This window comes from Polynucleobacter sp. IMCC 30228 (genome assembly GCF_021395205.1).
GTDB lineage: Bacteria > Pseudomonadota > Gammaproteobacteria > Burkholderiales > Burkholderiaceae > Polynucleobacter.
The window spans coordinates 181,762-208,109 of record NZ_JAJVCS010000004.1; the positions used below are offsets into that span (position 1 = coordinate 181,762).

A 26,348-nucleotide genomic window follows, 5' to 3' on the forward strand; every position below is an offset into this window, starting at 1 on the left:
AAAATGACCACCGCTTATATCAGCCACCCAGATTTTTTATTACATGAGATGGGGCGCCACCACCCTGAGTGTCCTGAGCGTATTCAGGCGATTGAAGATCAAATTATTCAAAGTCGTATTGATGGTTATTTGCAACGGATTGATCCCCCCCTGGCAACCGAAGCCAATTTAGAATTAGTGCATGGCGCAGATCATATTGAGTTTGTAAAATCGCACGCACCTGCCAGTGGCTACTTCATGCTCGATGGCGATACGATTATGAATAGTGCTTCTTGGCAAACTGCCCGCCGCGCCGCAGGTGCGGCAATAGCAGCAGTTGATGCGGTGATGAAGGGCGAAGTAGAAAATGCCTTTTGTGCGGTACGGCCACCTGGACACCATGCTGAGCCAAATCGTGCTATGGGATTTTGTATTTTTAATAATGTTGCCATAGCCGCACGCTATGCGATGCAGCAATATGGTTTAGAGCGGGTAGCGATTATTGATTTTGATGTCCACCATGGTAATGGTACCGAAGCCGCCTTTATCGATGATCCACGAGTGTTAATGTGTAGTTTTTTTCAGCATCCGTTTTATCCATACAGCGGCTTAGAGGCTGCCGATAATATGATTAATATTCCCTTGCCGGCATCAACCAATGGCAAAGTTGTGCGCGAGTTGGTAGATGCAGTATGGTTACCCCGCTTAAGAGAATTTAAACCGCAGCTCATTGTGATTTCAGCTGGGTTTGATGCTCATCGTGAAGATGATTTAGGTCAAATGGGTTTAGTTGAAGATGATTATGCGTGGATTACCAAGCGCCTCAAAGCTGTTGCACATGAGTTTGCTGAAGGTCGAATTGTGAGTTGCTTAGAGGGCGGCTATAACCTTTCTGCATTAGGGCGCAGTGTAGTTGCTCACTTAAAGGCTTTAGGGGATTTATAAGTATATTTACAGGAATCATTTCTGAGGTCAAGATGGCAAGTATTTTTGAAGAAGGTTTAGAGCGAAACGCGGCAAATTACACGCCCATGACACCGCTTTTATTTGTTGAGCGAGCAGCGGATATTTATCCTCATCATTTAGCCATTATTCATGGATCCTTGCGGCAAACTTGGAGCGAGACGGCCATTCGTTGTCGCCGCTTAGCTAGCGCTCTTAACAAACAAGGAATTACAGTAGGCGATACGGTAGCAGTGATGTTGCCAAACACGCCGCCGATGGTCGAGGCTCACTTTGGGGTGCCGATGTCGGGCGCAGTGTTAAATGCACTCAATACCCGTTTAGATGCTGAGGCGATAGCTTTTATGTTAAATCATGGTGAAGCTAAAGCGGTGATTGTTGATCCTGAATTTGTGCCCACAATGAAAAAAGCATTGGCCTTAGCGCGCGCAGAAAGTGGTCGTGAGATTTTAGTCATTGACGCAGAAGATGTTGAGTATTCAGGGGCAAGTGAAAAAATTGGCAAGCTGACCTATGAGCAATTATTAGCTGAAGGAGACCCCCAATATAAATGGGCATTACCTGCAGATGAATGGGCGGCAATTTGCCTTAACTACACTTCTGGTACCACCGGTAATCCAAAGGGAGTGGTGTATCACCACCGAGGTGCAGCAATTAATGCTGTTTCCAATATTTTAGAATGGGATATGGCAAAGCATCCTGTGTATTTATGGACTTTGCCACTATTTCATTGCAATGGTTGGTGTTTTGCATGGACTGTTGCGGCGCGTGCTGGCATCAATGTCTGTTTACGACGAGTTGACCCCCAAACGATTTTTGCGGCCATTAAAGAGCAGCACGTGACCCATTATTGTGCGGCACCCATTGTGCACAATATGCTCGTCAATAGCCCAGCTGAATTAAAAATTGGTGTGCCACGCGGTGTTAAGGCAATGATCGCTGGGTCGGCGCCTCCCGCAGCCATTATTGAGGGCATGGAAATGATGGGCTTTGATATGACCCACGTATACGGCCTTACTGAAACTTATGGTCCTGCCGCTGTCTGTGTCAAGCAGGATGATTGGGAGCAACAAGATTTAGGCACTAGGGCACGTCTTAATGCACAGCAGGGTGTGCGCTATCACTTGCAAGAAGCTTTTATGGTATTTGATCCAGAAACCATGCAAGCTGTGCCAGCTGATGGGGAAACTATGGGTGAAATTATGTTTCGCGGCAACATCACCATGAAGGGTTACTTAAAAAACCCGCAAGCAACACAAGAAGCCTTTGCGGGCGGTTGGTTTCATTCAGGCGATTTAGCCGTGATGAATCCTGATGGTTACATCAAAGTTAAAGATCGCAGTAAAGATATTATTATTTCTGGCGGTGAAAATATTTCTTCACTCGAAATTGAGGATGTACTGTATCGCCATCCGGCGGTATTAGCCGCCGCAGTAGTCGCTAAGCCCGATCCTAAGTGGGGCGAAACGCCCTGCGCATTTCTAGAGCTTAAGGCCAGTGAAACCGTAACTGCCGCCGAGATTATCGCCCATTGTAAGCAATATTTAGCCAACTTTAAGGTGCCTAAGGCGGTTGTTTTTGGTGAATTGCCCAAAACTTCAACTGGCAAAATTCAAAAGTTTGAGTTACGTAAACGCGCTGGCTCAGCTACGGCTATAGATGTTTAGATAGTCTATTGCCAGAGCTTGATAAAATAGCACTGAGGCTGGAATAAGCCATTTCCCCCATTAATTTTAATGCCCTAAAGTGATTTTTTAGTATTTAAAGAGAGTGCAATGAAAATTTTAGTTGCGGTAAAGCGAGTCGTTGATTACAACGTCAAAGTGCGGGTTAAATCAGATCAATCTGGAGTTGATATCGCCAACGTCAAAATGAGTATGAATCCTTTTGATGAAATTGCTGTTGAAGAAGCAGTACGCTTAAAAGAGGCTGGTTTAGCTTCCGAGGTGATTGTGGTTTCTGCTGGCTTACCCCAATGTCAAGAAACCTTACGCACTGCTTTGGCAATTGGTGCCGATCGCGCCATTTTGGTTGAGACCGAGCTTGACTTGCAACCCTTAGCAGTCGCAAAAATTTTGCAAGCCCTCTGTATTAAGGAGGCCCCGCAAATGGTCATTCTTGGAAAGCAAGCCATTGATGATGACAGCAATCAAACTGGCCAAATGTTAGCTGCCTTATTAGATTTCCCCCAGGCTACTTTTGCCTCTAAGGTGACGGTTGCTGATGGTAAGGCGAATGTAACTCGCGAAGTTGACGGTGGTTTAGAGACTATTTCAATTACTTTACCCGCTATCATTACCACCGATTTACGCTTAAATGAACCACGGTATGTAACCTTGCCTAACATCATGAAGGCGAAGAAGAAAACCCTTGAAATCATCAAGCCAGCAGACTTGGGCGTTGACGTGAACCCCCGCTTAAAAATCCTGAAGGTGGAAGAGCCTCCTAAACGAACTGCTGGAGTCATGGTTGCCGATGTAGCGGCTTTAGTTGATAAATTAAAAAATGAAGCAAAGGTAATTTAAATGAGCGCTTTAGTTCTTGTCGAGCATGATAATCAATCGCTCAAATCTGCAACATTGAATACCGTTACTGCTGCTTTAGCCTGCTCTCCTGAAGTCGATCTCTTGGTGATTGGTTATGTAGCAGAGGGCGTGGCACAAGCAGCAGCAAAAATCGTGGGCGTGCGTAAAGTTATTCACATTGACGCCGATTTTTTAAGTAATCAGTTGGCTGAGCCCGTTGCTGCACAAATCTTATCGTTAGCACCGTCATACGATTATATTTTGGCGCCTGCAACCTCGCATGGTAAAAATGTTTTACCTCGCGTGGCAGCAAAATTAGATGTGGCCCAAATTTCTGATATTACTAAAGTGATTTCGGCAGATACCTTTGAACGCCCTATATATGCGGGAAATGCGATTGCGACGGTGCAGTCCAGTGACGCTAAAAAGCTCATTACTGTGCGCACTACGGGTTTTGATGCCGTTGCTGCCACGGGGGGTACAGCAAGTATTGAGCAAAAAACTGCAGTTGCAGATCTAGGTAAATCGAGTTTTGTAGGTCGCGACTTAACTAAATCAGATCGCCCTGAGTTAACCGCAGCAAAAATAATTGTTTCAGGTGGTCGAGGTTTAGGTTCGAGTGAAAAATACCATGAGTTGATTGACCCTTTAGCCGATCAATTGGGGGCGGCATTAGGAGCTTCACGGGCAGCAGTCGATGCTGGTTATGTGCCCAATGATTATCAGGTAGGCCAAACTGGAAAAATCGTAGCACCCCAGCTCTATATCGCCATCGGAATTTCTGGGGCCATTCAGCATTTGGCTGGCATGAAAGATTCGAAGGTTATTGTGGCTATTAATAAAGATCCTGAAGCACCAATTTTTGGTGTTGCTGATTATGGCTTGGTAGCCGATTTATTTACTGCAATTCCTGAGCTCACTGCATTGTTAAAGAGCTGATCTGCCATTGTCATGACATACCATGCGCCAGTGAAGGACATGTTGTTTGTGATGCAAGAATTGGCTGATTTGGCTAAGGTAGTGCAATATCCGCGGTACGCTGAAGCGGGTGCTGATGAAGAACTGGCCCCCGCTGTTTTAGAAGAGTCTGCGAAATTCAATGAGACTGTTATTGCACCGCTGAACTGGGCTGGCGACCAGAATCCCAGCACTTGGAATAACGGTGTGGTGAGCATGACTGCTGGCTTTAAAGAAGCCTTGCAGCAATATGCAGATGCTGGCTGGCAGGGTGTGATTCATCCCGCGCAGTATGGCGGCCAAGGCCTACCCAAATTAATTGCTACACCCTGCTTAGAGATGGTCAATGCAGCTAACCTCTCTTTTGCTTTATGTCCGCTCTTAACTGATGGTGCGATTGAAGCTCTGTTAATTGCCGCTAATGATGATTTAAAGGCGCAATATTTACCCGCGATGATTTCTGGTGCTTGGGCTGGCACAATGAACTTAACTGAGCCGCAAGCTGGCTCCGATCTTTCCTTGGTGCGCACCCGCGCTGAACCAGAAGCCGATGGTAGTTATCGGCTCTTCGGCACCAAAATTTATATCACCTATGGTGAACACGATATGACTGACAATATCGTGCATTTGGTATTGGCTCGAACTCCGCACGCGCCAGCGGGAATCAAAGGCATTTCTTTATTTGTGGTGCCAAAATTCCTGTTAGCAGCAGATGGTAGTTTAGGTGCGCGAAATGAAGTTGAGTGCATTTCAATAGAACATAAATTGGGGATTAAAGCGAGCCCCACTGCAGTTTTACAGTTTGGCGATCAGAGTGGTGCAATCGGCTATCTGGTGGGCGAAGAAAATCGTGGGCTGGAGTATATGTTTGTGATGATGAATGCCTCTCGCTTTGCAGTAGGCATTCAGGGCATAGCGGTGGCTGATCGAGCTTATCAAAAGGCCGTTGCTTATGCTAAAGATCGGGTGCAAGGGCGTGATTTAGATGGTTCAGAAAATTCTGTCAGCATTATTCATCAACCTGATGTGAAACGCATGTTGTTAACGATGCGGGCTTACACCGAAGCAGCGCGCGCATTAGCCTACATGGCTGCTGCTCAATACGATGCTGCACATGCTGCTGTAGATCTTAAGCAGCGAACCCATGGCCAAGGGCTGTATGAATTTTTAGTGCCTATTGTTAAAGGCTTCTCTACTGAAATGGCGATAGAGGTTGCGAGTCTTGGCGTGCAAGTGCACGGCGGAATGGGTTTTATTGAGGAGACTGGCGCCGCGCAGTTTTATCGTGATGCGCGTATTTTGACGATTTATGAAGGTACCACAGCTATTCAGGCCAATGATTTGATCGGTCGTAAAACGGTCCGCGATGGGGGCAAAGTAGCCTATGAACTCATTGCCAGTATTGTGGCTACAGAAGCGAACTTGAGGACCAGTAATAGCGTTGCTGCACTAGCAGTGTTAGCACAATTACAAATAGGTCGCTTGGCTTTTGAGCAAGTACTGAGCTATATCTTATTGCACGCCAAAACAGAAGTTAAAAATGTGTATGCTGGCAGTTACGCCTATTTAAAGCTATGCGGTCTAGTATTAGGCGCCTGGCAAATGGCGCGCGCACTACTAGCTGCAGAGCGTTTACGTGATCAAGATCCAACATTTTATGAGGCGAAAATAATCACCGCCCAATTTTTTGCTGAAAATTTACTGCCTCAGGCGAGTGCTTTAGCCACTAGTATTATTACTGGGGGCGCTATTACCAATGCTCTCGCTAGCGAACAATTTTAAATTGGGCGTGCACACTATTTTTTATTGCGAGAGTTTACGCGCTTCTGCCAATTGGGCAATAAAAAATTGCTCAAATGCAATCGCTAGAAAAGTCATCATTACTCCAGCCCCGAAGACCAACGAAAAAATCACGGTTAACACGGTTAGCCAGCCTGATTGAGTAGCTTGCTGCGGGTCAATTAAGGGATTGAATTGGGCATCCCAGCGTTGATCGGTACGTAAACCAAAGGCAATTGTCGTTAGCCAACTGGCCTCTAAAGAAATAAAGCCTAGCGTTAATAATATCCAGCCGAGTACGGAATTTAATTCGGCACCCTGCAAGATGGTCCAGCCGATGCAACCTAAAAGCAGGGCGAGTAACTGAGACCAAGCCCAAAATGAGGAAAGGCCGCGCAAATAAAAACAATTCATGCCTGTGCCAGGCAAAAGTAGGCCAAGGGCGCAAAAGAGCAGTTTTGATTTCCGTTTAATTTGGATAGTGGGCAAGTAGCGTTACTCTCTTAATTCTTTTTTGGGTTTATGGAGGCGGGTCGTTGTATAAAGCTGAGCACTTCACGGTCACGACCAATGAGGAGCAGTCGATCACCATCACGCACTAGATTACGATAATCATTGAGTTCATAAAGAAAATCATTTTCTAATTCATTTCTTGGGCCCGAACAAGACATACGGGTACTAGCCACGCGTTCAATGCTAATACCTCGTGCTTCCTCAACAATCTCACCAGTAAAGCGGTTGCAGCCAGTAAAACCACTGATGATGAGGCCTTGAGGAGCGAATTCAAATTGAATCGGCTGGCCCAGATCCCCTTGAGGAATTGGTCGCTGACGCACCTCTCCGGCAGTATTGGGGGGTAAATTCCAACGTATCAGTTCCCACTTAGTGCCGCGCAATTCCGCATAAGGCGGGCTTACTCTAGCGGCGCAAGGTGGGGTAAGGCTGCTGCAGGCGGTAAGAAGGCCTAGTAAGCAGCTGATGACGATGCCTTTAATAGGCGATAAGCAGATCGCCGATAGGGGCCTAGATGGCGTATAAGATGTTGTTTTTAAGGGGTTTTTCATATCTAGCTAATGATAGGTTAGGGAATTTGATGGCTCAAAGCACGGTTTTCATCTAGAATATGGGGTTCTCTGCTTTGGCATGAGTCATCAATAACCCGTTTTCATTTTAGATTTTAAGGAATAAGTATGGTCGTCATTCGACTGGCACGTGGAGGTTCTAAGAACCGCCCCTTTTATAGCATTGTTGCAACCGATAAACGCAATCGTCGTGACTCGAACTTCATTGAGCGTCTGGGTTATTTCAACCCGAATGCTGTTGAATCCGAGCAGGCCATGCGTATTGCGCAAGAACGCATGACTTACTGGACTACCGTCGGTGCTCAAATTTCGCCGACTGTAAAACGCTTGATCAAAGATCATCCTGCTGCTGTAGTTTAAGCTGAGGTGGCTGATTCACTGCCAGACGATTTAGTTGAGCTAGGCCAAATTCAAGATGCACAAGCCTTGCAGGGCGGAATTAAAGTTCGCCCTTTTTCCCCAGATCCCGTTGCCCTATTAGCAATTAAGTCGGTTTGGTTGTCGTTGCGCCCCCATTTGGCGGAAGATGCCGCTGGTGAAAAGTCTCCTAGTTCAGTTTTCTCCCCCCAAAAATATGCTGTTAAGCAGGCGAAGAGCCATAGTGGCTTAGTCGTGCTCCACCTAGAGGGGGTAACTGATCGTGATGCAGCCTTAGCTTTAAAGGGCGGTCGTATTTTAGCGAGACGAAGCGATTTTCCAAAGCCTGAGAATGACGCGTATTACTGGGTTGATTTGATCGCCTGTAAAGTAATTAATCTCCAGGGGGAAGATTTGGGCGAGGTAATCGAGATTACGGATAACGCAGCCCACCCGATCTTGTCAGTCGGACCAAAACCTATCCTGATTCCCTTTGTACCCGAAATCATTAAAAAAGTGGATTTATCTTCCCGTACCATTGAGCTTGATTGGCAAGCCGACTGGTAAGAAAGGGGCTTCAATGCGCTTTGATGTCGTTACCATCTTTCCCGAAATGTTCTCCGCTTTGACCAAGTGGGGTGTAACAGGGCGTGCATGTGAGCACCAGCTAACTAGCGTAAGTCTTTGGAATCCAAGGGATTTTTCTACTGATGCCCGTAAAACAGTCGATGATAGGGCTTATGGCGGTGGTCCTGGCATGGTGATGATGGCCAAGCCGCTTGAAGATGCGGTCGAGGCAATTCAGGCGCAACATCAACAGCTAGGCATTCGTTCAGGCCCAGTCTGCCTTTTAGCCCCGCAAGGAAAAGCATTTTCGCAACAGATAGCAGCAGATATCCTCAATTACGGTAATTTAACCCTAATTTGCGGTAGGTACGAGGCAGTTGACCAGCGTTTTATTGAGCGCAAGGTCGATTTACAGCTTTCTTTGGGGGATTTTGTGCTTTCTGGGGGTGAATTACCTGCCATGGCGATGATGGATGCGGTGATTCGCTTAATTCCTGGGGCCCTTGGGGATCAAGAGTCAGCAGCCCAAGATAGCTTTATAAATGGCCTTTTGGACTATCCGCACTACACCCGACCAGAAATAGTTGGTAATTTATCTGTGCCGGACGTGCTTTTAGGCGGACATCACGCTAAAATAATGGGTTGGCGTCGGCAGCAGTCTTTGGCGCTGACAAAAAGGTTACGACCAGATCTCATTGAGTCTGCTCGTGCAAAAGGGTTATTAAGTCAAGAGGATGAGCAGTTTCTTCATTCTCTAGCTTAATAAAAATGGTTTAATTGCATCCTCTATCTGGTCCGCTCTCAGGTATTTATTACTAAGAGGTAAACGGGATTAAACGCAGACATGATGTTTAAGGAGTTGTAATGAATTTGATTGAAAAAATTGAGCAAGAAGAAATTGCTCGTCTCAGTGCTAATAAAAAAATGCCGAGCTTTGCGCCTGGCGATACCATTGTGGTTAGTGTCAATGTGGTTGAGGGCACGCGTAAGCGAACACAGGCTTTTGAAGGCGTCGTGATTGCAAAACGCAACCGTGGCCTGAATTCCAGCTTTATTGTGCGAAAAATTTCCTCTGGAGAAGGGGTCGAGCGAACCTTTCAGTTATATTCACCCCTAATTGCTAATATTGAGGTGAAGCGTCGCGGCGATGTTCGTCGTGCCAAGCTCTATTACTTGCGCGATCGCTCAGGCAAATCTGCGCGTATTAAAGAAAAGTTGCAAGCCCGCGTTAAAGCGGTGGTTGCTGAAGTTGTTGAAGCGCCTGCCACTGAATAAGGGCATTTTTCAGCGGCAAAACTAAGGCGACTACAGTCGCCTTTTTTATTACCCTAAAATAGTCCAATGATGTCTAAACTTTCGCCGTCCGCTACCTCGATTGCCGTACCACTTGGGTTTAATCCGCAGGCGGTTCCGATTCAGTCTAATTGTGCTGGCGAGCCATCAATTGCAAGTAGTAGGCTACTACCCGATCAATTGCGCCAGCGTTTTATTGCGCCACCAATATGGACGCCGGAAATTACCGATGAAAATCGCCATGTGATGGCCAGCGATATTATTGCGCAGCGCCAAGCACAAGGCCTTTCGACTCAAGCTGCAGTGCTGATTCCGCTGGTCTTACGAGCAGCTGGTATAGCTGTTTTATTGACGCAAAGAACCGATCATCTTCACGACCATGCGGGGCAAATTAGCTTTCCTGGGGGGCGCATGGAGTCAAGCGATAGTAGCGCTGCGGTGACCGCCTTACGTGAGAGTTATGAGGAGGTTGGGCTAGCAGCTGATCAGGTTGAGTTACTAGGTCAATTGCCTGAATATTTAACGGTCTCGGGGTATCGCGTTACTCCCATCGTAGGTTTAGTGCATCCACAGACCAATTATGTTTTAGATGAATTCGAAGTGGCTGACGCGTTTGAGGTGCCTTTAACATTCTTAATGAATCCGGCCCATCACCAAGTGCGCGTGGCAACTAGCGAGCAGGGCAGTCGTCGGTTTTACGCGATGCCCTTCGAAAATCGTTTTATTTGGGGTGCTACAGCAGGTATGCTGCGCAACCTTTATCATTTACTTAAAGTATGATTTTCTTCTCCATTCTCTTTGCCCTCATTGCTGAACAATATCGGCAAGTCAATGCACAGCATTGGGTTCGTCGTTGGAGTGTTGCTTGGCTAGATTGGGTTGCCAAAGAATTTAGCGGCAAAGCTGGGCAGGGTGCCACTCCAGTTGGGGCTCGCCTCGCCTGTTTGATTGCTTTTATTTTGCCAACCTTTTTAGTTTTTATTATTCACATTGCTTGCATGATGACGTATCCAATTTTGGCTTTCTTCTGGAATGTCTTAATTGTGTATTGGTTCTTTGGTTTTCGTCAATTTAGTCATTCTTTTACAGCGGTGCATCAGGCCATTCAAAACCATGATCTGCCAGCAGCGCGCCTTGCATTGGGTGAGTGGTATGGACCCGATTTAGAGCTTGCACATTTAAATGAAATTGAGATTATTTCTTTGGCTTTAGAAAAAGCCATTATTGGCTCGCATCGTCATGTATTTGGCGTATTTTTTTGGTTTCTGATGCCCCTAGGGCCTGGCGGCGTTGTTTTATACCGTTTGGCCGATATGGCCGCCGAGCGTTGGGGTAAGCATGTGCCCAATTCACATAATTTAGAAGCGGCTGCCCGTCATTTCTTTTATGTGCTCGATTGGGTGCCGGCACGTTTAACGGCGATGAGTTTTGCTTTGGCTGGAAATTTTGAAGACACCATCTATGCTTGGCGCTATCTCACGCATAAGTGGACTGATGAATTATCAGCAGTGATTTTAGCGGCCGGTAGTGGCGCTCTGGGTGTTCGCTTAGGTGAGCCTTTACGTGAGCCTGATAGTGAAGAAGCTTTACGCATGGCTGAGGCGGGTGACGCGCCAATTTATGATGTAGGGCTTGAGCCTAGTGAAAGAACATTGCGTTCGGCAATTGGTTTAGTCTGGCGCGTGATTATTGCTCTAATGATTTTGTTGGCAATGTTGACTATCGCTGTTTGGCTGTAGTAATACCCATCATTTGGATATCAGCGGTTTGCGAGTCTGAGCGTAGTTGACGAAATAAAGCCAAACGCTCTGGTGCAATTATGTGCTTAGCAACCGCTTCACGAATCACACAGCCAGGCTCTGTTTCATGGGCGCAATTATGAAAACGACAGTGCCCCAGATAGTCTTTGAACTCGCGAAATGCATGTTGTAACTCACTCACTGAGAGATGAGCAAGACCAAATTCTTGAAAACCGGGTGAGTCGATAAGGGCGCCTAATTTACCATCTGCTATGCCCCATTCACTGGGTAAATTAAAATAGCGACAGGCAGTAGTTGTATGTTTGCCGGTATCAAGGCGCACAGAATACTCTTGGGTGACGGCCGCGGCATTGGGTACCCAAGCATTCAGTAAACTTGATTTACCCATACCCGATTGGCCAACCAGTACAGAAACTTTACCCTGCAGCGCGCCATGAAGACGCTCGAGTGAGGCGGTATCAAATTTTGCGGAGACTTCACTCACTGGATAGCCCATGCGTGCATAGGGCTCAATCAATTTTCGCGCAGTTTCAATTGAGTCGCTTAAGTCACATTTATTAAGCAAGATATGTAAACCAATTTGATTGGCCTCTGCTGCCACAACTGCACGCCCTAGCAGGTCTGGAGAAAAAGCGGGTTGAGTTGCCAAGACCACGAGGATTTGATCCACATTAGCAGCGATTAATTTACTTTTAAATGCATCGGAGCGATAAAGCAAATTACGGCGGGGCTCAATTTCAACTAAGCGCGCTTGTCTATCAGAACTTCTTTCTAATTGCAAAATATCACCCACTGCACCCAAATGGCGTTTGCCTGGCGTGGTCACTTCGATCAGTGGCCCGCCATGGGATTGATGCTTAGATACATCGGTACGCAGAGTTTGGGCTAAATAATGCCTGCCATACGAAGCTATTAGTAGGGCGCGACTAAGCGACATGGAACGCGAGCCATTGGGGTTAAGAGTGCATCAGCGGCTTTGCTTTAAATTCGCAATGCGCAGCGGTGCAGGGGGATGTGAGCTATAGAATGCGGTGTAGAGCGGATCGGGAGTTAAGGTTGACGCATTGTCTTGATAGAGCTTCACTAATGCTGAAATTAAATCGCTCGCAGACGATTTTTCAGCCGCAAAGTTATCGGCCTCATATTCATGTTTACGAGAAGCAAGGCTATTAAGGGGGGTAAGGAAAAAACCAAATACGGGTGACACCAACATAAATAAGGCCAATGCTAAACCGCCGTTATAGCCAGACAGACTCGGTGTGACACCCAGATCAAAATAGAACCAAGGTTGCCCACTAAGCCAGCCTAAGAGTGCTAATACCACTAAGCTGAGGGCAAATGACACCAATAAACGTTTGCGGATATGTTTACGTTTGAAGTGGCCTAACTCATGCGCTAAAACTGCCTCGACTTCGCCCGGGTTTAGTTTTTCAATCAGCGTATCGAAAAAAACAATTCGCTTCGCCTTGCCAATTCCCGTGAAATAAGCATTACCGTGGGCACTGCGGGTACTGCCATCCATCACAAAGAGGCCTTGACTAGCAAAGTCACAGCGCTTTAAAAGTTGTTCAATTTGAATTTTGAGGGGACCATCTTCAAGGGCTTTAAATTTGTTAAACAGTGGTGCAATAAAGGTTGGAAATAGCCACAGTAATAGGCCATTGAATGCAGTCCAGACAAACCAAGTCCACAGCCACCAGAGCGGCCCTGCCTCAGCCATTAAGCTTAGGATTACCCACAGCAGTGGTAGGCCCAAAGCAGCACCTAAGACCACGCCCTTTAATAAATCGAGGCAAAACAGTTTTAGGGTCATGCGATTAAAGCCAAAGGCCTCTTCAAGCTTGAATTGCTTGTACCAACTAAAGGGTAAATCGAGCACCCCAGTAATGATGAAGATGCTGCACAGTAAAGCGATTTGTTGCGAAATGCCATTCCCAAGCCATTGCGTGAGTTGTTGATTTAAGTATTCAAGACCCCCCAAGAGCGTGAAGGAGATTAAGACGATGGCACTCAGAATGTTTTCAATAGTGCCTAAGCGTAATTTGGCGATGGTGTAGTCGGCAGCTTTTTGATGTTCTACCAAAGAGATCCTTGTCGCAAATTCGGCCGGGACGACATCACGATGTTGGGCGACATACCTTATTTGCCGCTGGGCAAGCCAGTAGCGTATGCCAAAGCTAAGAAAAAAGGCGCTCAAGAAGATAATTGTGAAGGTCATGAGATGATTATAGTTATGAGTGAAAAAACTGCCCTAAGTACTGCTAGTGAGTCATTAATTTGGATTGATATGGAAATGTCAGGACTTAAACCTGATAGTGATCGAATTCTGGAAATTGCCTTGGTCATTACCGATGCAAACTTGAACTTACTGGCTACCGCACCCGTTTTCGTAGTGCATCAAAGCGATGCAGTTTTAGACGGCATGGACTCTTGGAACACTGGCACCCACAGTAAATCTGGGCTAATCGATAAAGTCAAGGCCTCAGTGCTTGACGAAGCCATGGTTGAGCAGGCCGCCATCGATTTTCTTAAGCAATATCTGAAAGCGGGCGTTTCTCCTATGTGCGGCAATTCAATTTGTCAAGACCGCCGTTTTATGGCGCGTTATATGCCAAAGCTCGAAGCGTTTTTTCATTATCGCAATGTGGATGTATCAACCATTAAAGAATTGGCGAAACGCTGGCAACCCAATTTAATGAAAGGCTTTGCGAAGCAGCAAGCCCATACTGCTTTAGCGGATATTTTAGAATCGATTGAAGAGTTGAAGTATTACCGCGAAAAATTCTTTATTACCCCCAATTAGCGAATTAGCGCAAAAGCAGGGTCGCTTGACGGCAATCGCTATTTTTTCAATGCACTTTTTGGTCGAAAAGCTTTCACTACTGCTTCATTCGTTTCCATATAAGGCCCGCCAATGAGGTCTATGCAATAAGGTACTGCGGCAAAAATACCTGGAACCAGTACTTTGCCATCAGCATCTTTAAGGCCTTCTAGCGTTTCTTGAATGGACTTCGGTTGCCCAGGTAAATTAATAATTAAAGCAGCATGGTCAACAATTTCACGCAAGACTGCAAGCTGCCGTGAAAGAATAGCGGTGGGTACAAAATGCAAGCTAATTTGCCGCATTTGTTCACCAAATCCAGGCATGATTTTTGTCCCCGCCTCTAAAGTCGCCTCGGGGGTAATATCGCGCCGAGAGGGGCCAGTGCCGCCAGTGGTGAGAACTAAATCGCAGGCATACTCATCGACCAGCTCAATTAAGGTGACGGTAATGAGTTCTTGGGTATCAGGGATGAGGCGCTCAACAAAAACATGGGGAGAGACTAGGGCCTGATCAAGCCAAGCGCGCAAGGCAGGAATGCCTTGATCGGTATATACCCCTTGACTGGCTCGGTCGGAAACCGAGACCAAACCAATCTTCAGTTCATTGGGGGTACTGCGGTGCCAAGCTTCGGTATGCTTCATATCGCTATTCTAGCTATTATTAGGGTATGTTTACCTATACTACTGAGCAATTTCAATTAATTGTGCAATTTATGCTGGCAGAAGCCAGTCGTTTAGGGGCGAGCGATGCCGCTGCAGAGATTTCTGAGGGCCATGGGCTAGCTGTAACCACCCGCAAGGGAGAAATTGAGACCATAGAGCAAAGCCTCGATAAACAAGTGGGGGTAAGTCTTTATTTGGGACAGCGACGCGGTAATGCAAGTACTAGCGACTTTTCACCGACCTCGCTACGGGCTACCGTCGAAGCCGCCTTTCATATAGCTCAACATACTGCCGAGGATGATTGTGCAGGTCTCCCAGAGTATGATTTGCTTGAAAAAAATCCCCTGAATCTCGATTTATTTCATCCTTGGGATATTGAAGCCATAGACGCTATTGAAATAGCACGCTCTGCCGAGGCGGCTGCATTTGCAGTGAGCCCCCAAATTCAAAATAGTGATGGCGCTTCTGTCTCAACGCATCAAGGTCATTTTATTTTGGCTAGTAGCCAAGGGTTTTTAGGCGGCTATGCCTATTCACGCCACTTTATTTCATGTGCACCCATCGCGAGTACAACGGGCAAAAGACCGTCTATGCAGCGTGACGATTGGTATTCCAGCTCACGTATTCCAACTCAATTAGCTCCGCCCGCCGAAATTGGGCGCTATGCAGCTCAGCGTGCCTTGGCTCGCCTCAAAGCACGGTCAATTCGCACGCAGCGTTGCCCCGTTATTTTTGAGGCGCCAGTGGCCGCTGGTTTATTAGGCTCTTTTGTGCAGGCTGTTTCTGGGGGCGCTTTATATCGGCGCTCGAGTTTTTTATTAGATAGTTTGGGTAAAGCTGTTTTGGCAAGTCACCTTAGCTTATATGAAGATCCACATATTCCTGGTATTAGCGGTAGTGCACCATTCGATGAAGAGGGTGTTAAAACACAGGCTCGCACGGTAGTTGCAAACGGTGTTCTGCAAGCTTATTTTTTATCGACTTACACCGCACGAAAATTAGGCCTTCAAAGTACTGGCAATGCAGGTGGCTCACATCATCTTCGCTTGGCGAGTAACAATACCGTATCGGGCGGTTTACCCGCACTACTGAAGGCGATGGGTACCGGCCTACTCGTGACCGAATTAATGGGTCAAGGGGTCAATTATGTCACTGGCGATTACTCGCGCGGAGCCTTTGGTTACTGGGTCGAGCAGGGAGAAATTCAATATCCAGTTGAAGAAATTACGATTGCGGGTAATTTACGCGAAATGTTGCTTGATATTCAAATGGTGGGCAGTGATGTTTTAGTGCGAGGCTCGAAGGAGTCGGGCTCACTCCTCATTGGCTCAATGACTATTGGTGGTAAATAAGCCAGTGCGTTTATTTGCGCAACTATTTTTTGCGCTCTAGCGTTAAAAAACGGAAATGAATTTCCCCTTCTTGACCTTCGACACATTCGATTTCCTGCCAATTTTGTGGGTCAGGAACTGCAAAAAAAGTATCTCCAGTAATATCTAGATCAATTTCGGTAAGATAAAGTTGGTCGGCTTTTGCAAAAGCCTGGGTAAATAATTGTTGGCCACCAATAATGAATACCCGCGGAACGTCAGCAAGCTGCTTCAGGGCATCGTCTAGCGAATGCATCACTTCCGCCCCAGCTAATTGCAAGTCGGTATTACGACTGATAACCAAGTTCCGCCGTCCTGGTAATGGCCGGCCAATAGAATCCCAAGTCTTTCGCCCCATAATAATGGGATGCCCCATAGTGACGCGTTTAAAGAATTGCAAGTCAGCAGAAATCTTCCAGGGTATTTGATTGTCTTTGCCAATGACGTGGTTACGGGTGCGAGCAACGATAAAAGCAATGGCTGGATTAGTCATATTCGATTGGTTTAGATGGCGACAGGAGCCTTGATATGGGAATGAGACTGATAGTTCAGTACTTCAAAATCGTCAAACTCATAGTCAAATAAGGAAGCGGGCTTACGGCGAAATTGCAATGTAGGCAGAGGAAAGGGTTCACGCGCTAATTGCATTTCTACTTGGGCTAAATGATTGTTATACAGATGGCAATCGCCACCGGTCCAAATAAAGTCTCCCACTTCTAAATTAGCTTGCTGAGCAACCATATGGGTAAGGACTGCATAACTGGCTATATTAAAAGGTACGCCAAGGAAAATATCAGCGCTACGCTGATAGAGTTGACACGATAGCTTATTGTTCGCGACATAAAATTGAAAGAAGGCATGACAGGGGGCGAGTGCCATGCGAGGAATGTCTGCTACATTCCACGCCGACACAATCATTCGGCGTGAGTCGGGGTTCGATTGTAGGGTTGCCATGAGCTCTTGAATTTGATCAATATGTTGGCCATTTGGCGCTGGCCATGAGCGCCACTGATAGCCATAAATAGGGCCGAGTTCGCCATCGGGTGCAGCCCACTCATCCCAAATAGAAACGCCACGGTCTTTCAGCCACTGATTATTTGTACTTCCATTCAGAAACCACAGTAATTCATACACAATCGATTTGAGGTGGAGTTTTTTGGTAGTGACCATGGGAAAACCCGCAGCCAAATCGAAACGCATTTGATAGCCAAAAATCGATTTGGTCCCAGTACCAGTGCGATCAGCCTTATCAACGCCTTGTACCAATACTGCTTTCATTAAGTCATGGTATTGGTGCATTAGCAGCTGTCTTTAAGCAATTAATCAAAAATAGGCGATTCAACACCAAGGACTTTATGTAACTTAGTTGAGGTGGTGGTGTATTGCAGGTGCACCTTTTTATCAGGATAAATATATTGCACACACCCGAATGCCGCCAAGGCGGCTTCATGAAAACCTGACAAGATCAGTTTTTTCTTGCCTGGATAGATATTGATGTCACCCACCGCAAAGATGCCGGGAACGGTTGTTTCAAAGCGCTCGGTATCGACGGTAAGTTGCTTGCGATCAATACCTAAGCCCCAATTAGCAATGGGGCCCAATTTGGGTGAAAGGCCAAAGAAAACTAGTAAAACATCGAGTGGCATCCGCCGCGTAACCCCATCACTACCAGTGACTTTAATTTCCCTTAGGTGGCCATCGCGTTCTTCGAAGCCGGTAATTTGTCCAACCTCAAATTGCATTTCATAGTTGGCACATAACTCCTTCATTTTTGCTACTGAGCTAGGCGCAGCTTTAAAACCATCGCGGCGATGAATTAAGATGACACTTTCCGCTTTACCAACAAAATTGAGTGCCCAATCGAGAGCGGAATCGCCGCCACCACAAATGACGATATTTTTGCCAGCAAATTGGGTTGGATCTTTGACGCGATAAAACAGTTGTTTATTTTCGAACGCTTCAATGCCATCAATTTTAATGGTGCGCGCTTGAAATGAGCCCACACCAGCGGCAATAAAAATTGTTTTCGTGATGAGATGAGTGCCTAAAGTAGTGCGCAGATCGAAGCGGCCATCGCTGCGTTTTTCTACCTCAGTCACTTCTTGCCCCAAATGAAATTGGGCGCCAAAAGGCTCAATTTGTTTCATTAAATTATCGGTGAGCTCTTGCCCGGTACACATGGGTACAGCGGGGATATCGTAAATAGGCTTATCAGGATATAACTCCACGCATTGGCCACCGACGACCGGCAAAGAGTCGATTACATGGGCTTTAATTTCTAAAAGGCCAAGCTCAAAGACTTGAAAAAGTCCAACGGGTCCGGCGCCAATAATGACGGCATCGGCTTCAATAGGGGGGAGTGACACAAATAGTCCTAAAAAGTGCAGCTCACAGTTTACTTAACTAATTCGTTAAGTTTATCTTTAACGTCTTGCCATTCATCGGCATCAGCTAACGGCGCCTTTGATTTGGTAATTGAAGGCCAGAGGCGAGACAGTTCAACGTTGAGTTGAATAAACGCTTGTTGATCTCCAGGTACGTCATCCTCTGCATAAATGGCATTCACAGGGCATTCGGGAACGCAGACCGCGCAATCGATGCACTCATCAGGATCGATTGAGAGAAAATTAGGGCCTTCGCGGAAACAGTCTACGGGGCAAACATCAACGCAATCGGTATATTTGCAACGGATACAGGATTCAGTAACAACGTAAGTCATGATTTTAGGTCGATAAATAAAAGCCCATAAAAGGCGGATACTTGATTTTAGCCGAAATGAAGCTAAAAGCGCCAAGCACCCCAATTTCCAGCTTGTTGTAAAGTTTAGGGATGAATACAAGCCACAAACCCAAAATCTTAGTTGCTAGGTCAATTTTCCCCGATGCTTTGGCTGCTTTGCATGAGTCTTTTGAAGTCATCGATAATCAGGCCGATCGTGTGTTCACGCCAGCCGAACTGCAAAAATACTTAAGCGAAGTCGATGCGGCCCTGGTAGCCGGCAGCGAACGGATCGATGCGAACGCATTGGCCCAGGCAAAAAAACTAAAAATTGTTGCCAATATTTCGGTTGGCTATAACAATTTTGATGTACCCGCCATTACTGCCGCAGGTGTGATGGCGACAAATACACCTGATGTTTTGACGAATACCACCGCTGATTTTGGGTTTGCGCTATTGATGGCTACGGCGCGGCGCGTTACTGAATCTGAACATTGGATTCGTAATGGTCAATGGGACCAATGGTCGATTACCAACAACCCTTTAGGTATGGATATTCATGGCAGTACTTTGGGCATTATTGGTATGGGCCGGATCGGTCAAGGGATTGCAAAACGGGCTTTAGGTTTCGGCATGAAAGTGATTTATAACAATCGTCGGCGCTTACCCGAGGCCGATGAAATGGCCTGTGGAGCCACGTATGTTGATAAAGAGAGCTTGCTCCGTCAAGCTGATCATGTCATTTTAGTTTTGCCTTATTCCGCTGACAATCATCACACCATAGGCGCAAAAGAAATTGCGCTGATGAAGCCTACCGCGACATTAGTAAATATTGCGCGGGGCGGGATCGTAGATGATGTAGCTCTGGCACAAGCCTTACGAGAAAAGAAAATTTTTGCCGCTGGCCTCGATGTGTTTGAAGGTGAGCCCGTTGTGCACCCTGATTTATTAAAACTCAGTAATGTGGTGTTGGCGCCGCATATTGCTAGTGGTACAGAAAAAACGCGGCGCGCAATGGTTGATTTAGCGATTCAAAATGTGCGCGCTGCTTTGGCAGGTGATAGGCCGCCCAGCTTGATTAATCCTGAAGTACTGAAGTAATTATTTTTATTGATTGGCCAAAAGAATTCACAGCGAGCGTATTTTCTGCATTAATAATCAGTCATTGGTTTCTTCGGGCACCTCTTTCAAGGCTAACTCGATACCGCCGAAATTATTGGCAACCCAGTTATAAACCTTGCAGGCTACCCAAAGCAAGCCAAAGCCAAGAACAGCATTAAGAATAAGAGCAGACAGCACTGTAAATCCCGGTATTGCGCCATCACGAATAAAGGCAACAAAGAGGGCTAAAAGCACGATTGGAACTGAAAAGCATAAGTAAACCAAAACTAAGGTTTTGGCGGTATGCATAGGATCAAGGAAGGTTATTTCTTTTTTAGTTAATTTCATCATGCCGTAATCTTAAAGCAGTCCTTCAAAAATCTCTACATTAACTAAATCACCAACCTGAATATTGCCTTGTTCCGCCGGCAAAACAATAAAGCAGTTGGCTTCACTCATCGAGCGTAAGATGCCTGCTCCTTGGCTGCCAGTAGTCCGAACTGTGGCTTGCCCAGCATCATCAAGCGTAACAATACCCCGTTGAAATTCGGTGCGCCCGGGTTTTTTTCGAATTGCTTCGCCAGAGCGCACTTGAATGGTGGGGACAGCGGTCTGGGTTGCGCCATTCAATTGCAGTAGCGCCGCGCGGACGAACTGATAAAACGTCACCATCACCGCTACTGGATTGCCTGGTAAGCCGAAAAATAAGGTACTATTTTTAGCTTCTGGAGAGTTGGCAGCGTCCGCCAGCGGTTTTAGTACTCCAAAAGCCATCGGCCTACCTGGGCGCATCGCAATCTGCCAAAAGCCAATATCACCCAACTCTTGCAGGACTTGCTTGGTAAAGTCTGCCTCACCAACGGAGACGCCACCCGATGAAATGAGCACATCAGCCTTTAAGGTTGCGGCACAAAAGGCTTTTTTTAAGGCCACTGGATCGTCTTGCACAATTCCGCAATCGATTATCTCTAAATTGAGGCGAGTGAGCAGGCCAATAAGGCTATACCGGTTGCTATCGTAGACGCTACCGGTATCAAGTGCTTGGCCAAGGCTCCGTAATTCATTGCCAGAGGAGATAATGGCAACCCGTATTTTGTTACGCACGGATAGGGTTTTAATCCCCAAAGAGGCAGCTAAACCCAAATCAGATGGCCGCAAAATACGTCCCGCAGGAATGGCAACTTGGCCTAAACGCAAATCTTCGCCCCGTAGCCGACGATTTTCTCCCACCCTTACGGCGTTAGCCGGAAATAGCAATTCATTTTCGTGAGCGGCGTTAGAGATGATTTCTGTAATGCGCTCTTGAGGAATAACGGTATCGCAGCCGGCAGGCATGAGTGCGCCAGTCATTATTTTGATGCATTCATGAGCGCCCAATTGACCCAAGAACGGTTTTCCAGCGAACGCCGTACCAACGATTTTTAATTTTTTTTGCCCTGCATGAGCAGCTTCATTGACGTGACCTTGAAAAGCATAACCATCCATCGCGGAATTATCTGCGTTGGGAACATGCATTGGCGATAAAAGATCTTCAGCCAGAATACGATTAACCGCATTTTCAAGTGCAATCGTTTCGCTCTGAAGCCCCCCATTTTTTGTGCGTACCTCTTCGTTTATTTGGGTAATTAATGCACTGATAATACGGCGGGTCTCGATAACGGATAAGGAGCTAGTGGGGGTATTGAGGGTCATGTTTTTATTTGGGACTGCACCGCAATTTTGTTTTGCTTCTCGAGGTGCGCCAATGTTTCTAGCGAGGCTAGCTCTGCGGGTGTATTGGCATTTGCAAAGGCCTGTTCATTTTCAAAAAGTACGGCACTACTATTGACATTTTCAAACCAGCGGTCAATTTTCCGCGCACCACTTGCTAAAAATTCTGCAAGCGATAATTGAACCGTTTTTTTCATGAGGCAGAAAACGGCTTGATTCCATTGATGCCCGGTGTTATCAATACTGCATGCGTATACTAAATCAAATGGACCGCGCAGTAATTCAGCGCTTAAGCGTGCGCCTAAATCAAGCGGAAAGAGCGGTGAATCACATGGCACGGTAAGGAGATATTCAGTTTGACAATGGCGCAGACCAGCCATAAAACCTGCGAGCGGACCAAAATAAGATGGTGCAGATTCAACCGCACTGTCATCGGCAATAACAGGGTAGCCATAGCTTGCATAACGCATGTGATTGCGATTGGCATTAATTAGGATCGTGCTTACCTGATCTTGAAGGCGGGTTAACGCAGTCTCGATCAGGGGTTTTTCTAGGTAGGGTATTAAGCCTTTATCACTTCCGCCCATCCGCTCTGCTCGACCCCCTGCCAGGACTAAGCCCGTGATTACTAAGGGCGGTAATGAAGCTATGATTGCTGCCATTCGGGATTGAGCCTAGCCACCGATATAAGACATTTCAACCTTACGACCAGTTGAATTTCCGATGGGAGTGTGTGAACCTCGGATTTCAGAATAGTGATCATCACGTTTAGCCCAAGTATTCATGATGGCATTCGCAATTTCTAAATCACTCTTGCCGGAGCGAAGCAGAGCTTTGAAATCGACGCCTTGATGCGCAAATAGACATAAAAAAAGATGTCCATCGGTTGAGAGCCTAGCACGGGTACAGGTATGGCAAAAGGTTTGCGTCACACTAGAAATCACCCCAATTTCACCAGCGCCGTCGGCATAGCGCCAGCGTTGCGCAACTTCACCGACATAGTTTGGTTCTAGTGATTGCAAGGGAAACTCAGCATGAATTTGGTTGATGACTTCTCGCGAAGGCAATACCTCAGCCATATTCCAACCATTCGAACTTCCCACATCCATAAACTCAATGAAGCGTAGGGTAATACCAGAGTTACGAAAATGCCGCACCATTGGCAAAATCTCCTGCTCATTAACCCCTTTCTTAACGACCATATTAACCTTGATGGATTTAAAGCCAGCCTCTTTTGCTGCCTCAATACCATCCAGTACCTCGTCAACTGCAAAATCAACATCATTCATCGCTTTAAAAACAGGATCACTTAATGCATCGAGACTAACTGTAATGCGTTGTAAGCCCGCATTTTTTAAGAGCTGCGCTTTTTTTCTTAAGAGGCTACCATTCGTTGTGAGAGTGAGATCTAATTTTTGCCCTGCTGGCGTGTTAACTTGGGCGAGCATCGCCACTAAAGCCTCTAAATTTTTTCGTAAAAGCGGCTCGCCTCCTGTAAGGCGAATTTTTTCTACACCCAGACTGGCAAAGATTTGCGTCATGCGGGTGATTTCCTCAAAACGCAGTAAGGCATCTTGCGCTAAATACGGATAGTTTTGATCGAAGACCGATTTCGGCATGCAATAAGTGCAACGAAAATTACAGCGATCCGTTACTGAAATGCGTAAGTCACGTAATTGCCGCTGACGTAAGTCAGTTGTTTCAGAATGGACCCCTTGCAATACTGTTGGAATTGCCGCTGAGGCACCAACAGTATTGCTGATGGGAATAATGCGCGAATAGGCTCGATCAACCATAGCTAAATAAGTTTATACCTAGTCTATTGAGTATTACCAGACTAGTTTTTATCAATCATTTTTTCTTGGCCACCTGTTTCTACTAAGACCATGGGACCACTAGGTAATATTTTTGGCGCCTTAGGGGCGCGTTCGGCCCGCGGTTGAATGGGTTCAGCATTCATTTGCGTTTGTGCTTCGGCAAATTTAGTCGCATCGGTAGCAACCCAAACCATTCCCGCTGATTGCACCACTTGCTCCAAAGGCGCCTCTTCTAAACGCGAGAAGGAGACTTTAGGTAAAGCAGCAGGCACGGGAACGAAATTTGCTACAGGCGCGGTTTGGGGTGCACCGCTTAAATTACTTTGTAGATCGTGCAGCGGCAAAGTAGCTGCATCACCTGCCATATGTGCCATGCCTACTGGCGGCCAGGTGGCAGAAACCTCGGTAATGGCTGGGTGAGTTACTGTTGAGTTTGAATCAGCTTCTTGAGCAGGGATATCTGTGCGATTATCACCACGTTCACGTTGACCACGACCACGTCCACGGCGATTACGTCCCCGCGGACGCTCTTCGCCTTCAGCGTTAACTAAATCAGTGGCCCCAGTATTCGCATTGTTGGTGATGCCTTCAGGCGTGTCGTTGCCGTTTTGATTCGCTGGACGTTCAGGACGGGAATTACGGTTACGACCGCGACCCTCTTGACGAGGCTTTGCTTCACGCCCATTTGTCTCAGTAGGAGCAATTGTTTCGTTGGTAGATGCTGTTGCTGGACGTTCATTACGGCCACGGCGATTACGACCACCACGTTCATTACCATTGCGGCCTTCGCGTGCTCCGCTAGGACGAGGACGTGCTTCGGGTGTTGCTACGGTTATTTCTGGAGTTGAAGTAAATAGTTTCTTAATGAAACCCATAAATCCACCGGTTGACTCAGCCACCGCTTTTTCGTTCGTGGCAGATACACGTGCCGCACGGGGTTGGTTCATTGGCGCAGGTTGACTTGGCGTAATACCTTTGACTGCAGCCTCAGGTTTTACTTTGGTCTCTTCCTTGCGACTCACAATCGTATCGGCTTCTAACTCGGTAGCAGCCTCTTGCGCCATGACATAGCTGGCTTTTTGATCATCTAAACGGGGATCATCATGACGTAAGCGCTCTAATTTGTAATGCGGTGTTTCAAGATGCTTATTCGGCACCATCAAGACATTAACCTTAAAGCGACTTTCAATTTTGATGACTTCAGCCCGTTTCTCATTGAGAAGGAAAGCTGCGACCTCAACAGGTACTTGTGTATGAATAGCTGCCGTATTGTCTTTCATCGCCTCTTCTTGGATGATGCGTAGTACTTGCAAAGCAGATGATTCGGTATCGCGAATATGGCCAGTACCATTACAGCGCGGGCAAGTCACATGACTGCCTTCTGAGAGCGCGGGTCGTAAGCGTTGCCGCGACATTTCCATTAAGCCAAATTTAGAAATTTTGCCCATTTGCACGCGGGCTCGATCATGGCGTAAGGCATCGCGTAAGCGGTTTTCAACATCTTTTTGACTTTTCGCTGATTCCATGTCAATAAAGTCGATGACGATCAAACCCCCTAAATCGCGCAAACGCATTTGGCGGCCGATTTCTTCTGCAGCTTCTAAGTTGGTGCGGGTGGCGGTTTCTTCAATATCAGATCCCCGTGTAGCGCGCGCTGAATTCACGTCAACCGAAACCAAGGCTTCGGTATGGTCAATCACAATGGCGCCGCCTGAGGGTAGCGGTACCGTCCGCGAGTACGCAGTTTCAATTTGATGCTCAATTTGAAAGCGGGAAAAGAGCGGGACATCATCTTGATAGCGCTTGACGCGGGGTAAGTTATCAGGCATCACCACCGACATAAAGGCTTGAGCCTGTTCGAAAATATCGTCAGTATCAATCAAAATTTCGCCAATATCGGGTTGGAAATAATCGCGAATGGCGCGAATAACCAAGCTCGATTCAAGATAAATTAAGAGCGGCGCCGAGTTGCTTTTGGCAGCCTCATCAATGGCTTTCCATAGCTGCATGAGGTAATTCAGGTCCCACTGTAATTCAACGGCATCGCGCCCAATTCCGGCGGTGCGAGCGATAATGCTCATCCCTTCAGGAACCTCGAGCTGACCCATGGCCTCACGGAGTTCTTGACGATCTTCGCCCTCAATACGGCGAGATACACCACCCCCCCTTGGGTTATTAGGCATTAAGACAAGATAACGGCCAGCCAAAGAAATAAAAGAAGTGAGCGCGGCGCCTTTTTGGCCGCGTTCTTCTTTTTCAATCTGAATAATAATTTCTTGGCCTTCGCGTAAGGCATCTTTAATTGATGCGGTACGAACGTCAACGCCTTCTTTAAAGTAAGCGCGGGCTACTTCTTTAAATGGCAAAAAGCCATGACGCTCTTCACCGTAATTAACAAAGCAGGCCTCTAAGGATGGCTCAATGCGGGTAATAACCCCTTTGTAAATATTGCCTTTGCGTTGTTCACGCCCAGCTGATTCGATATCAATATCGATTAATTTTTGACCGTCGACAATCGCGACGCGCAACTCTTCTTGCTGAGTTGCGTTAAATAGCATGCGTTTCATAATTCTCTCCAAATGGGGTTGGAGGACGATGCGCGACGCGATGTAGATGAGATTAAGGCTACCAAAGAACTAGGTTCTATTGGCCCCTACAGGGCGTGGTTTAAAAGAGAACTAAGCTGCTAATCAGTTAGCTCGAATCGAGTCCATTACTGGACATCGTTGCCACCCCGAACGCTCGCCACAGCTACCCTCCTTTAGGGTTATCAATGTAGGCGCGCGCCTGAAAACTGTCATCTACTCGCGGGTCGCGGCATACAGCACGCCAACCCTGCGCCTCGTTAAACAGGGGAGGGGCAACCCTGGGAATCTATTTCTGA

28 protein-coding genes are annotated in these 26,348 nt (G+C 46.7%); 14 read left to right on the top strand and 14 right to left on the bottom strand.

Going from position 1 to position 26,348, the window contains the following annotated elements:
• Positions 1 to 3: 3 nt before the first annotated feature.
• From LZT21_RS08565 to LZT21_RS08585, 5 genes are all read left to right on the top strand, one after another.
• Positions 4 to 924: a histone deacetylase family protein gene (locus LZT21_RS08565; RefSeq protein WP_233924183.1), complete on the top strand. Its 921-nt coding sequence runs from the start codon at positions 4 to 6 to the stop codon at positions 922 to 924.
• A 32-nt stretch (positions 925 to 956) separates the two neighbouring features.
• Positions 957 to 2,609, top strand: a complete 1,653-nt coding sequence (locus tag LZT21_RS08570) for an acyl-CoA synthetase (protein ID WP_233924184.1) — start codon at positions 957 to 959, stop codon at positions 2,607 to 2,609.
• A 108-nt stretch (positions 2,610 to 2,717) separates the two neighbouring features.
• On the top strand, positions 2,718 to 3,467 hold the full coding sequence (locus tag LZT21_RS08575; protein ID WP_233924185.1) for an electron transfer flavoprotein subunit beta/FixA family protein: 750 nt from the start codon (positions 2,718 to 2,720) through the stop codon (positions 3,465 to 3,467).
• Positions 3,468 to 4,406, top strand: a complete 939-nt coding sequence (locus LZT21_RS08580; protein ID WP_233937291.1) for an electron transfer flavoprotein subunit alpha/FixB family protein — start codon at positions 3,468 to 3,470, stop codon at positions 4,404 to 4,406.
• A gap of 12 nt (positions 4,407 to 4,418) precedes the next feature.
• Positions 4,419 to 6,206 (top strand): acyl-CoA dehydrogenase, encoded by a 1,788-nt coding sequence (locus tag LZT21_RS08585; RefSeq protein WP_233924187.1) that lies wholly within the window; start codon positions 4,419 to 4,421, stop codon positions 6,204 to 6,206.
• A gap of 21 nt (positions 6,207 to 6,227) precedes the next feature.
• On the opposite strand, the gene LZT21_RS08590 is transcribed toward LZT21_RS08585, so the two are convergent.
• Positions 6,228 to 6,692 carry a hypothetical protein gene (locus LZT21_RS08590; RefSeq protein ID WP_233924188.1) on the bottom strand — a complete coding sequence of 155 codons (465 nt, stop codon included), beginning with the start codon at positions 6,690 to 6,692 and terminating at the stop codon, positions 6,228 to 6,230.
• A gap of 14 nt (positions 6,693 to 6,706) precedes the next feature.
• A complete protein-coding gene (locus LZT21_RS08595; protein WP_233924189.1) occupies positions 6,707 to 7,267 on the bottom strand; it encodes an META domain-containing protein in 561 nt (186 codons plus the stop codon).
• 126 nt (positions 7,268 to 7,393) lie between these two features.
• Between LZT21_RS08595 and rpsP the strand changes: the two genes are divergently transcribed.
• The 6 genes from rpsP to LZT21_RS08625 all read left to right on the top strand — a co-directional run bounded on the left by rpsP (position 7,394) and on the right by LZT21_RS08625 (position 11,241).
• Complete coding sequence (rpsP, locus tag LZT21_RS08600) at positions 7,394 to 7,645, top strand: 30S ribosomal protein S16 (protein ID WP_233924190.1); 252 nt, start codon at positions 7,394 to 7,396, stop codon at positions 7,643 to 7,645.
• 6 nt (positions 7,646 to 7,651) lie between these two features.
• Positions 7,652 to 8,209: a ribosome maturation factor RimM gene (rimM, locus tag LZT21_RS08605; RefSeq protein WP_233990267.1), complete on the top strand. Its 558-nt coding sequence runs from the start codon at positions 7,652 to 7,654 to the stop codon at positions 8,207 to 8,209.
• A 13-nt stretch (positions 8,210 to 8,222) separates the two neighbouring features.
• On the top strand, positions 8,223 to 8,972 hold the full coding sequence (gene trmD / locus LZT21_RS08610) for a tRNA (guanosine(37)-N1)-methyltransferase TrmD (protein ID WP_233924192.1): 750 nt from the start codon (positions 8,223 to 8,225) through the stop codon (positions 8,970 to 8,972).
• 101 nt (positions 8,973 to 9,073) lie between these two features.
• Entirely contained in the window at positions 9,074 to 9,484 is a 411-nt protein-coding gene (gene rplS, locus LZT21_RS08615; protein ID WP_233924193.1) for a 50S ribosomal protein L19, read from the top strand.
• Between the two features lie 66 nt (positions 9,485 to 9,550).
• Positions 9,551 to 10,282: a CoA pyrophosphatase gene (locus LZT21_RS08620; protein WP_233924194.1), complete on the top strand. Its 732-nt coding sequence runs from the start codon at positions 9,551 to 9,553 to the stop codon at positions 10,280 to 10,282.
• Positions 10,279 to 11,241 (top strand): CobD/CbiB family protein, encoded by a 963-nt coding sequence (locus tag LZT21_RS08625; protein WP_233990269.1) that lies wholly within the window; start codon positions 10,279 to 10,281, stop codon positions 11,239 to 11,241. The genes LZT21_RS08620 and LZT21_RS08625 overlap by 4 nt, the downstream gene beginning before the upstream one ends.
• Here LZT21_RS08625 and rsgA read toward each other — a convergent pair.
• Together rsgA and LZT21_RS08635 are read right to left on the bottom strand one after the other, a co-directional pair.
• Positions 11,222 to 12,199, bottom strand: coding sequence for a ribosome small subunit-dependent GTPase A (gene rsgA, locus LZT21_RS08630; RefSeq protein WP_233990271.1), 978 nt, complete (start codon positions 12,197 to 12,199; stop codon positions 11,222 to 11,224). The genes LZT21_RS08625 and rsgA overlap by 20 nt on opposite strands.
• A gap of 30 nt (positions 12,200 to 12,229) precedes the next feature.
• Positions 12,230 to 13,480 carry a M48 family metallopeptidase gene (locus tag LZT21_RS08635; protein WP_233924197.1) on the bottom strand — a complete coding sequence of 417 codons (1,251 nt, stop codon included), beginning with the start codon at positions 13,478 to 13,480 and terminating at the stop codon, positions 12,230 to 12,232.
• Between the two features lie 15 nt (positions 13,481 to 13,495).
• Between LZT21_RS08635 and orn the strand changes: the two genes are divergently transcribed.
• Positions 13,496 to 14,065, top strand: a complete 570-nt coding sequence (gene orn / locus LZT21_RS08640; protein WP_233924198.1) for an oligoribonuclease — start codon at positions 13,496 to 13,498, stop codon at positions 14,063 to 14,065.
• A 38-nt stretch (positions 14,066 to 14,103) separates the two neighbouring features.
• Here the strand turns inward: orn and mog are convergent, their stop codons facing one another.
• Positions 14,104 to 14,727 carry a molybdopterin adenylyltransferase gene (gene mog, locus LZT21_RS08645; RefSeq protein WP_233924199.1) on the bottom strand — a complete coding sequence of 208 codons (624 nt, stop codon included), beginning with the start codon at positions 14,725 to 14,727 and terminating at the stop codon, positions 14,104 to 14,106.
• 26 nt (positions 14,728 to 14,753) lie between these two features.
• Between mog and pmbA the strand changes: the two genes are divergently transcribed.
• Positions 14,754 to 16,100 carry a metalloprotease PmbA gene (gene pmbA, locus LZT21_RS08650; RefSeq protein WP_370634812.1) on the top strand — a complete coding sequence of 449 codons (1,347 nt, stop codon included), beginning with the start codon at positions 14,754 to 14,756 and terminating at the stop codon, positions 16,098 to 16,100.
• A 22-nt stretch (positions 16,101 to 16,122) separates the two neighbouring features.
• On the opposite strand, the gene LZT21_RS08655 is transcribed toward pmbA, so the two are convergent.
• From LZT21_RS08655 to fdxA, 4 genes are read right to left on the bottom strand one after another with little or no spacing between them, the layout of a single operon-like run.
• Positions 16,123 to 16,611, bottom strand: coding sequence for a dihydrofolate reductase (locus LZT21_RS08655; RefSeq protein ID WP_233924200.1), 489 nt, complete (start codon positions 16,609 to 16,611; stop codon positions 16,123 to 16,125).
• 11 nt (positions 16,612 to 16,622) lie between these two features.
• Positions 16,623 to 17,417, bottom strand: a complete 795-nt coding sequence (locus LZT21_RS08660) for a thymidylate synthase (RefSeq protein ID WP_233990273.1) — start codon at positions 17,415 to 17,417, stop codon at positions 16,623 to 16,625.
• Between the two features lie 20 nt (positions 17,418 to 17,437).
• On the bottom strand, positions 17,438 to 18,484 hold the full coding sequence (locus tag LZT21_RS08665; protein WP_233990274.1) for an NAD(P)/FAD-dependent oxidoreductase: 1,047 nt from the start codon (positions 18,482 to 18,484) through the stop codon (positions 17,438 to 17,440).
• A 29-nt stretch (positions 18,485 to 18,513) separates the two neighbouring features.
• Positions 18,514 to 18,837, bottom strand: a complete 324-nt coding sequence (gene fdxA / locus LZT21_RS08670) for a ferredoxin FdxA (RefSeq protein WP_233924203.1) — start codon at positions 18,835 to 18,837, stop codon at positions 18,514 to 18,516.
• 110 nt (positions 18,838 to 18,947) lie between these two features.
• On the opposite strand from fdxA, the gene LZT21_RS08675 reads away from it, so the two are divergent.
• A complete protein-coding gene (locus LZT21_RS08675; protein ID WP_233924204.1) occupies positions 18,948 to 19,937 on the top strand; it encodes a D-glycerate dehydrogenase in 990 nt (329 codons plus the stop codon).
• 57 nt (positions 19,938 to 19,994) lie between these two features.
• Here LZT21_RS08675 and LZT21_RS08680 read toward each other — a convergent pair whose 3' ends face one another.
• The 5 genes from LZT21_RS08680 to LZT21_RS08700 are packed head-to-tail and all read right to left on the bottom strand — an operon-like array spanning position 19,995 to position 26,031.
• On the bottom strand, positions 19,995 to 20,285 hold the full coding sequence (locus tag LZT21_RS08680) for a hypothetical protein (protein WP_233924376.1): 291 nt from the start codon (positions 20,283 to 20,285) through the stop codon (positions 19,995 to 19,997).
• A gap of 12 nt (positions 20,286 to 20,297) precedes the next feature.
• The gene (gene glp, locus LZT21_RS08685; RefSeq protein WP_233990277.1) at positions 20,298 to 21,629 is read right to left on the bottom strand and encodes a gephyrin-like molybdotransferase Glp; all 1,332 of its coding nucleotides are present in this window, start codon (positions 21,627 to 21,629) and stop codon (positions 20,298 to 20,300) included.
• Entirely contained in the window at positions 21,626 to 22,309 is a 684-nt protein-coding gene (gene mobA, locus LZT21_RS08690; protein WP_233990278.1) for a molybdenum cofactor guanylyltransferase MobA, read from the bottom strand. Before mobA ends, glp begins: the two co-directional genes overlap by 4 nt.
• A 12-nt stretch (positions 22,310 to 22,321) precedes the next feature.
• Entirely contained in the window at positions 22,322 to 23,443 is a 1,122-nt protein-coding gene (moaA, locus tag LZT21_RS08695) for a GTP 3',8-cyclase MoaA (RefSeq protein ID WP_233924207.1), read from the bottom strand.
• Positions 23,444 to 23,484: 41 nt separating this feature from the next.
• Positions 23,485 to 26,031: an Rne/Rng family ribonuclease gene (locus LZT21_RS08700; RefSeq protein ID WP_233990279.1), complete on the bottom strand. Its 2,547-nt coding sequence runs from the start codon at positions 26,029 to 26,031 to the stop codon at positions 23,485 to 23,487.
• Positions 26,032 to 26,348 lie beyond the last annotated feature (317 nt).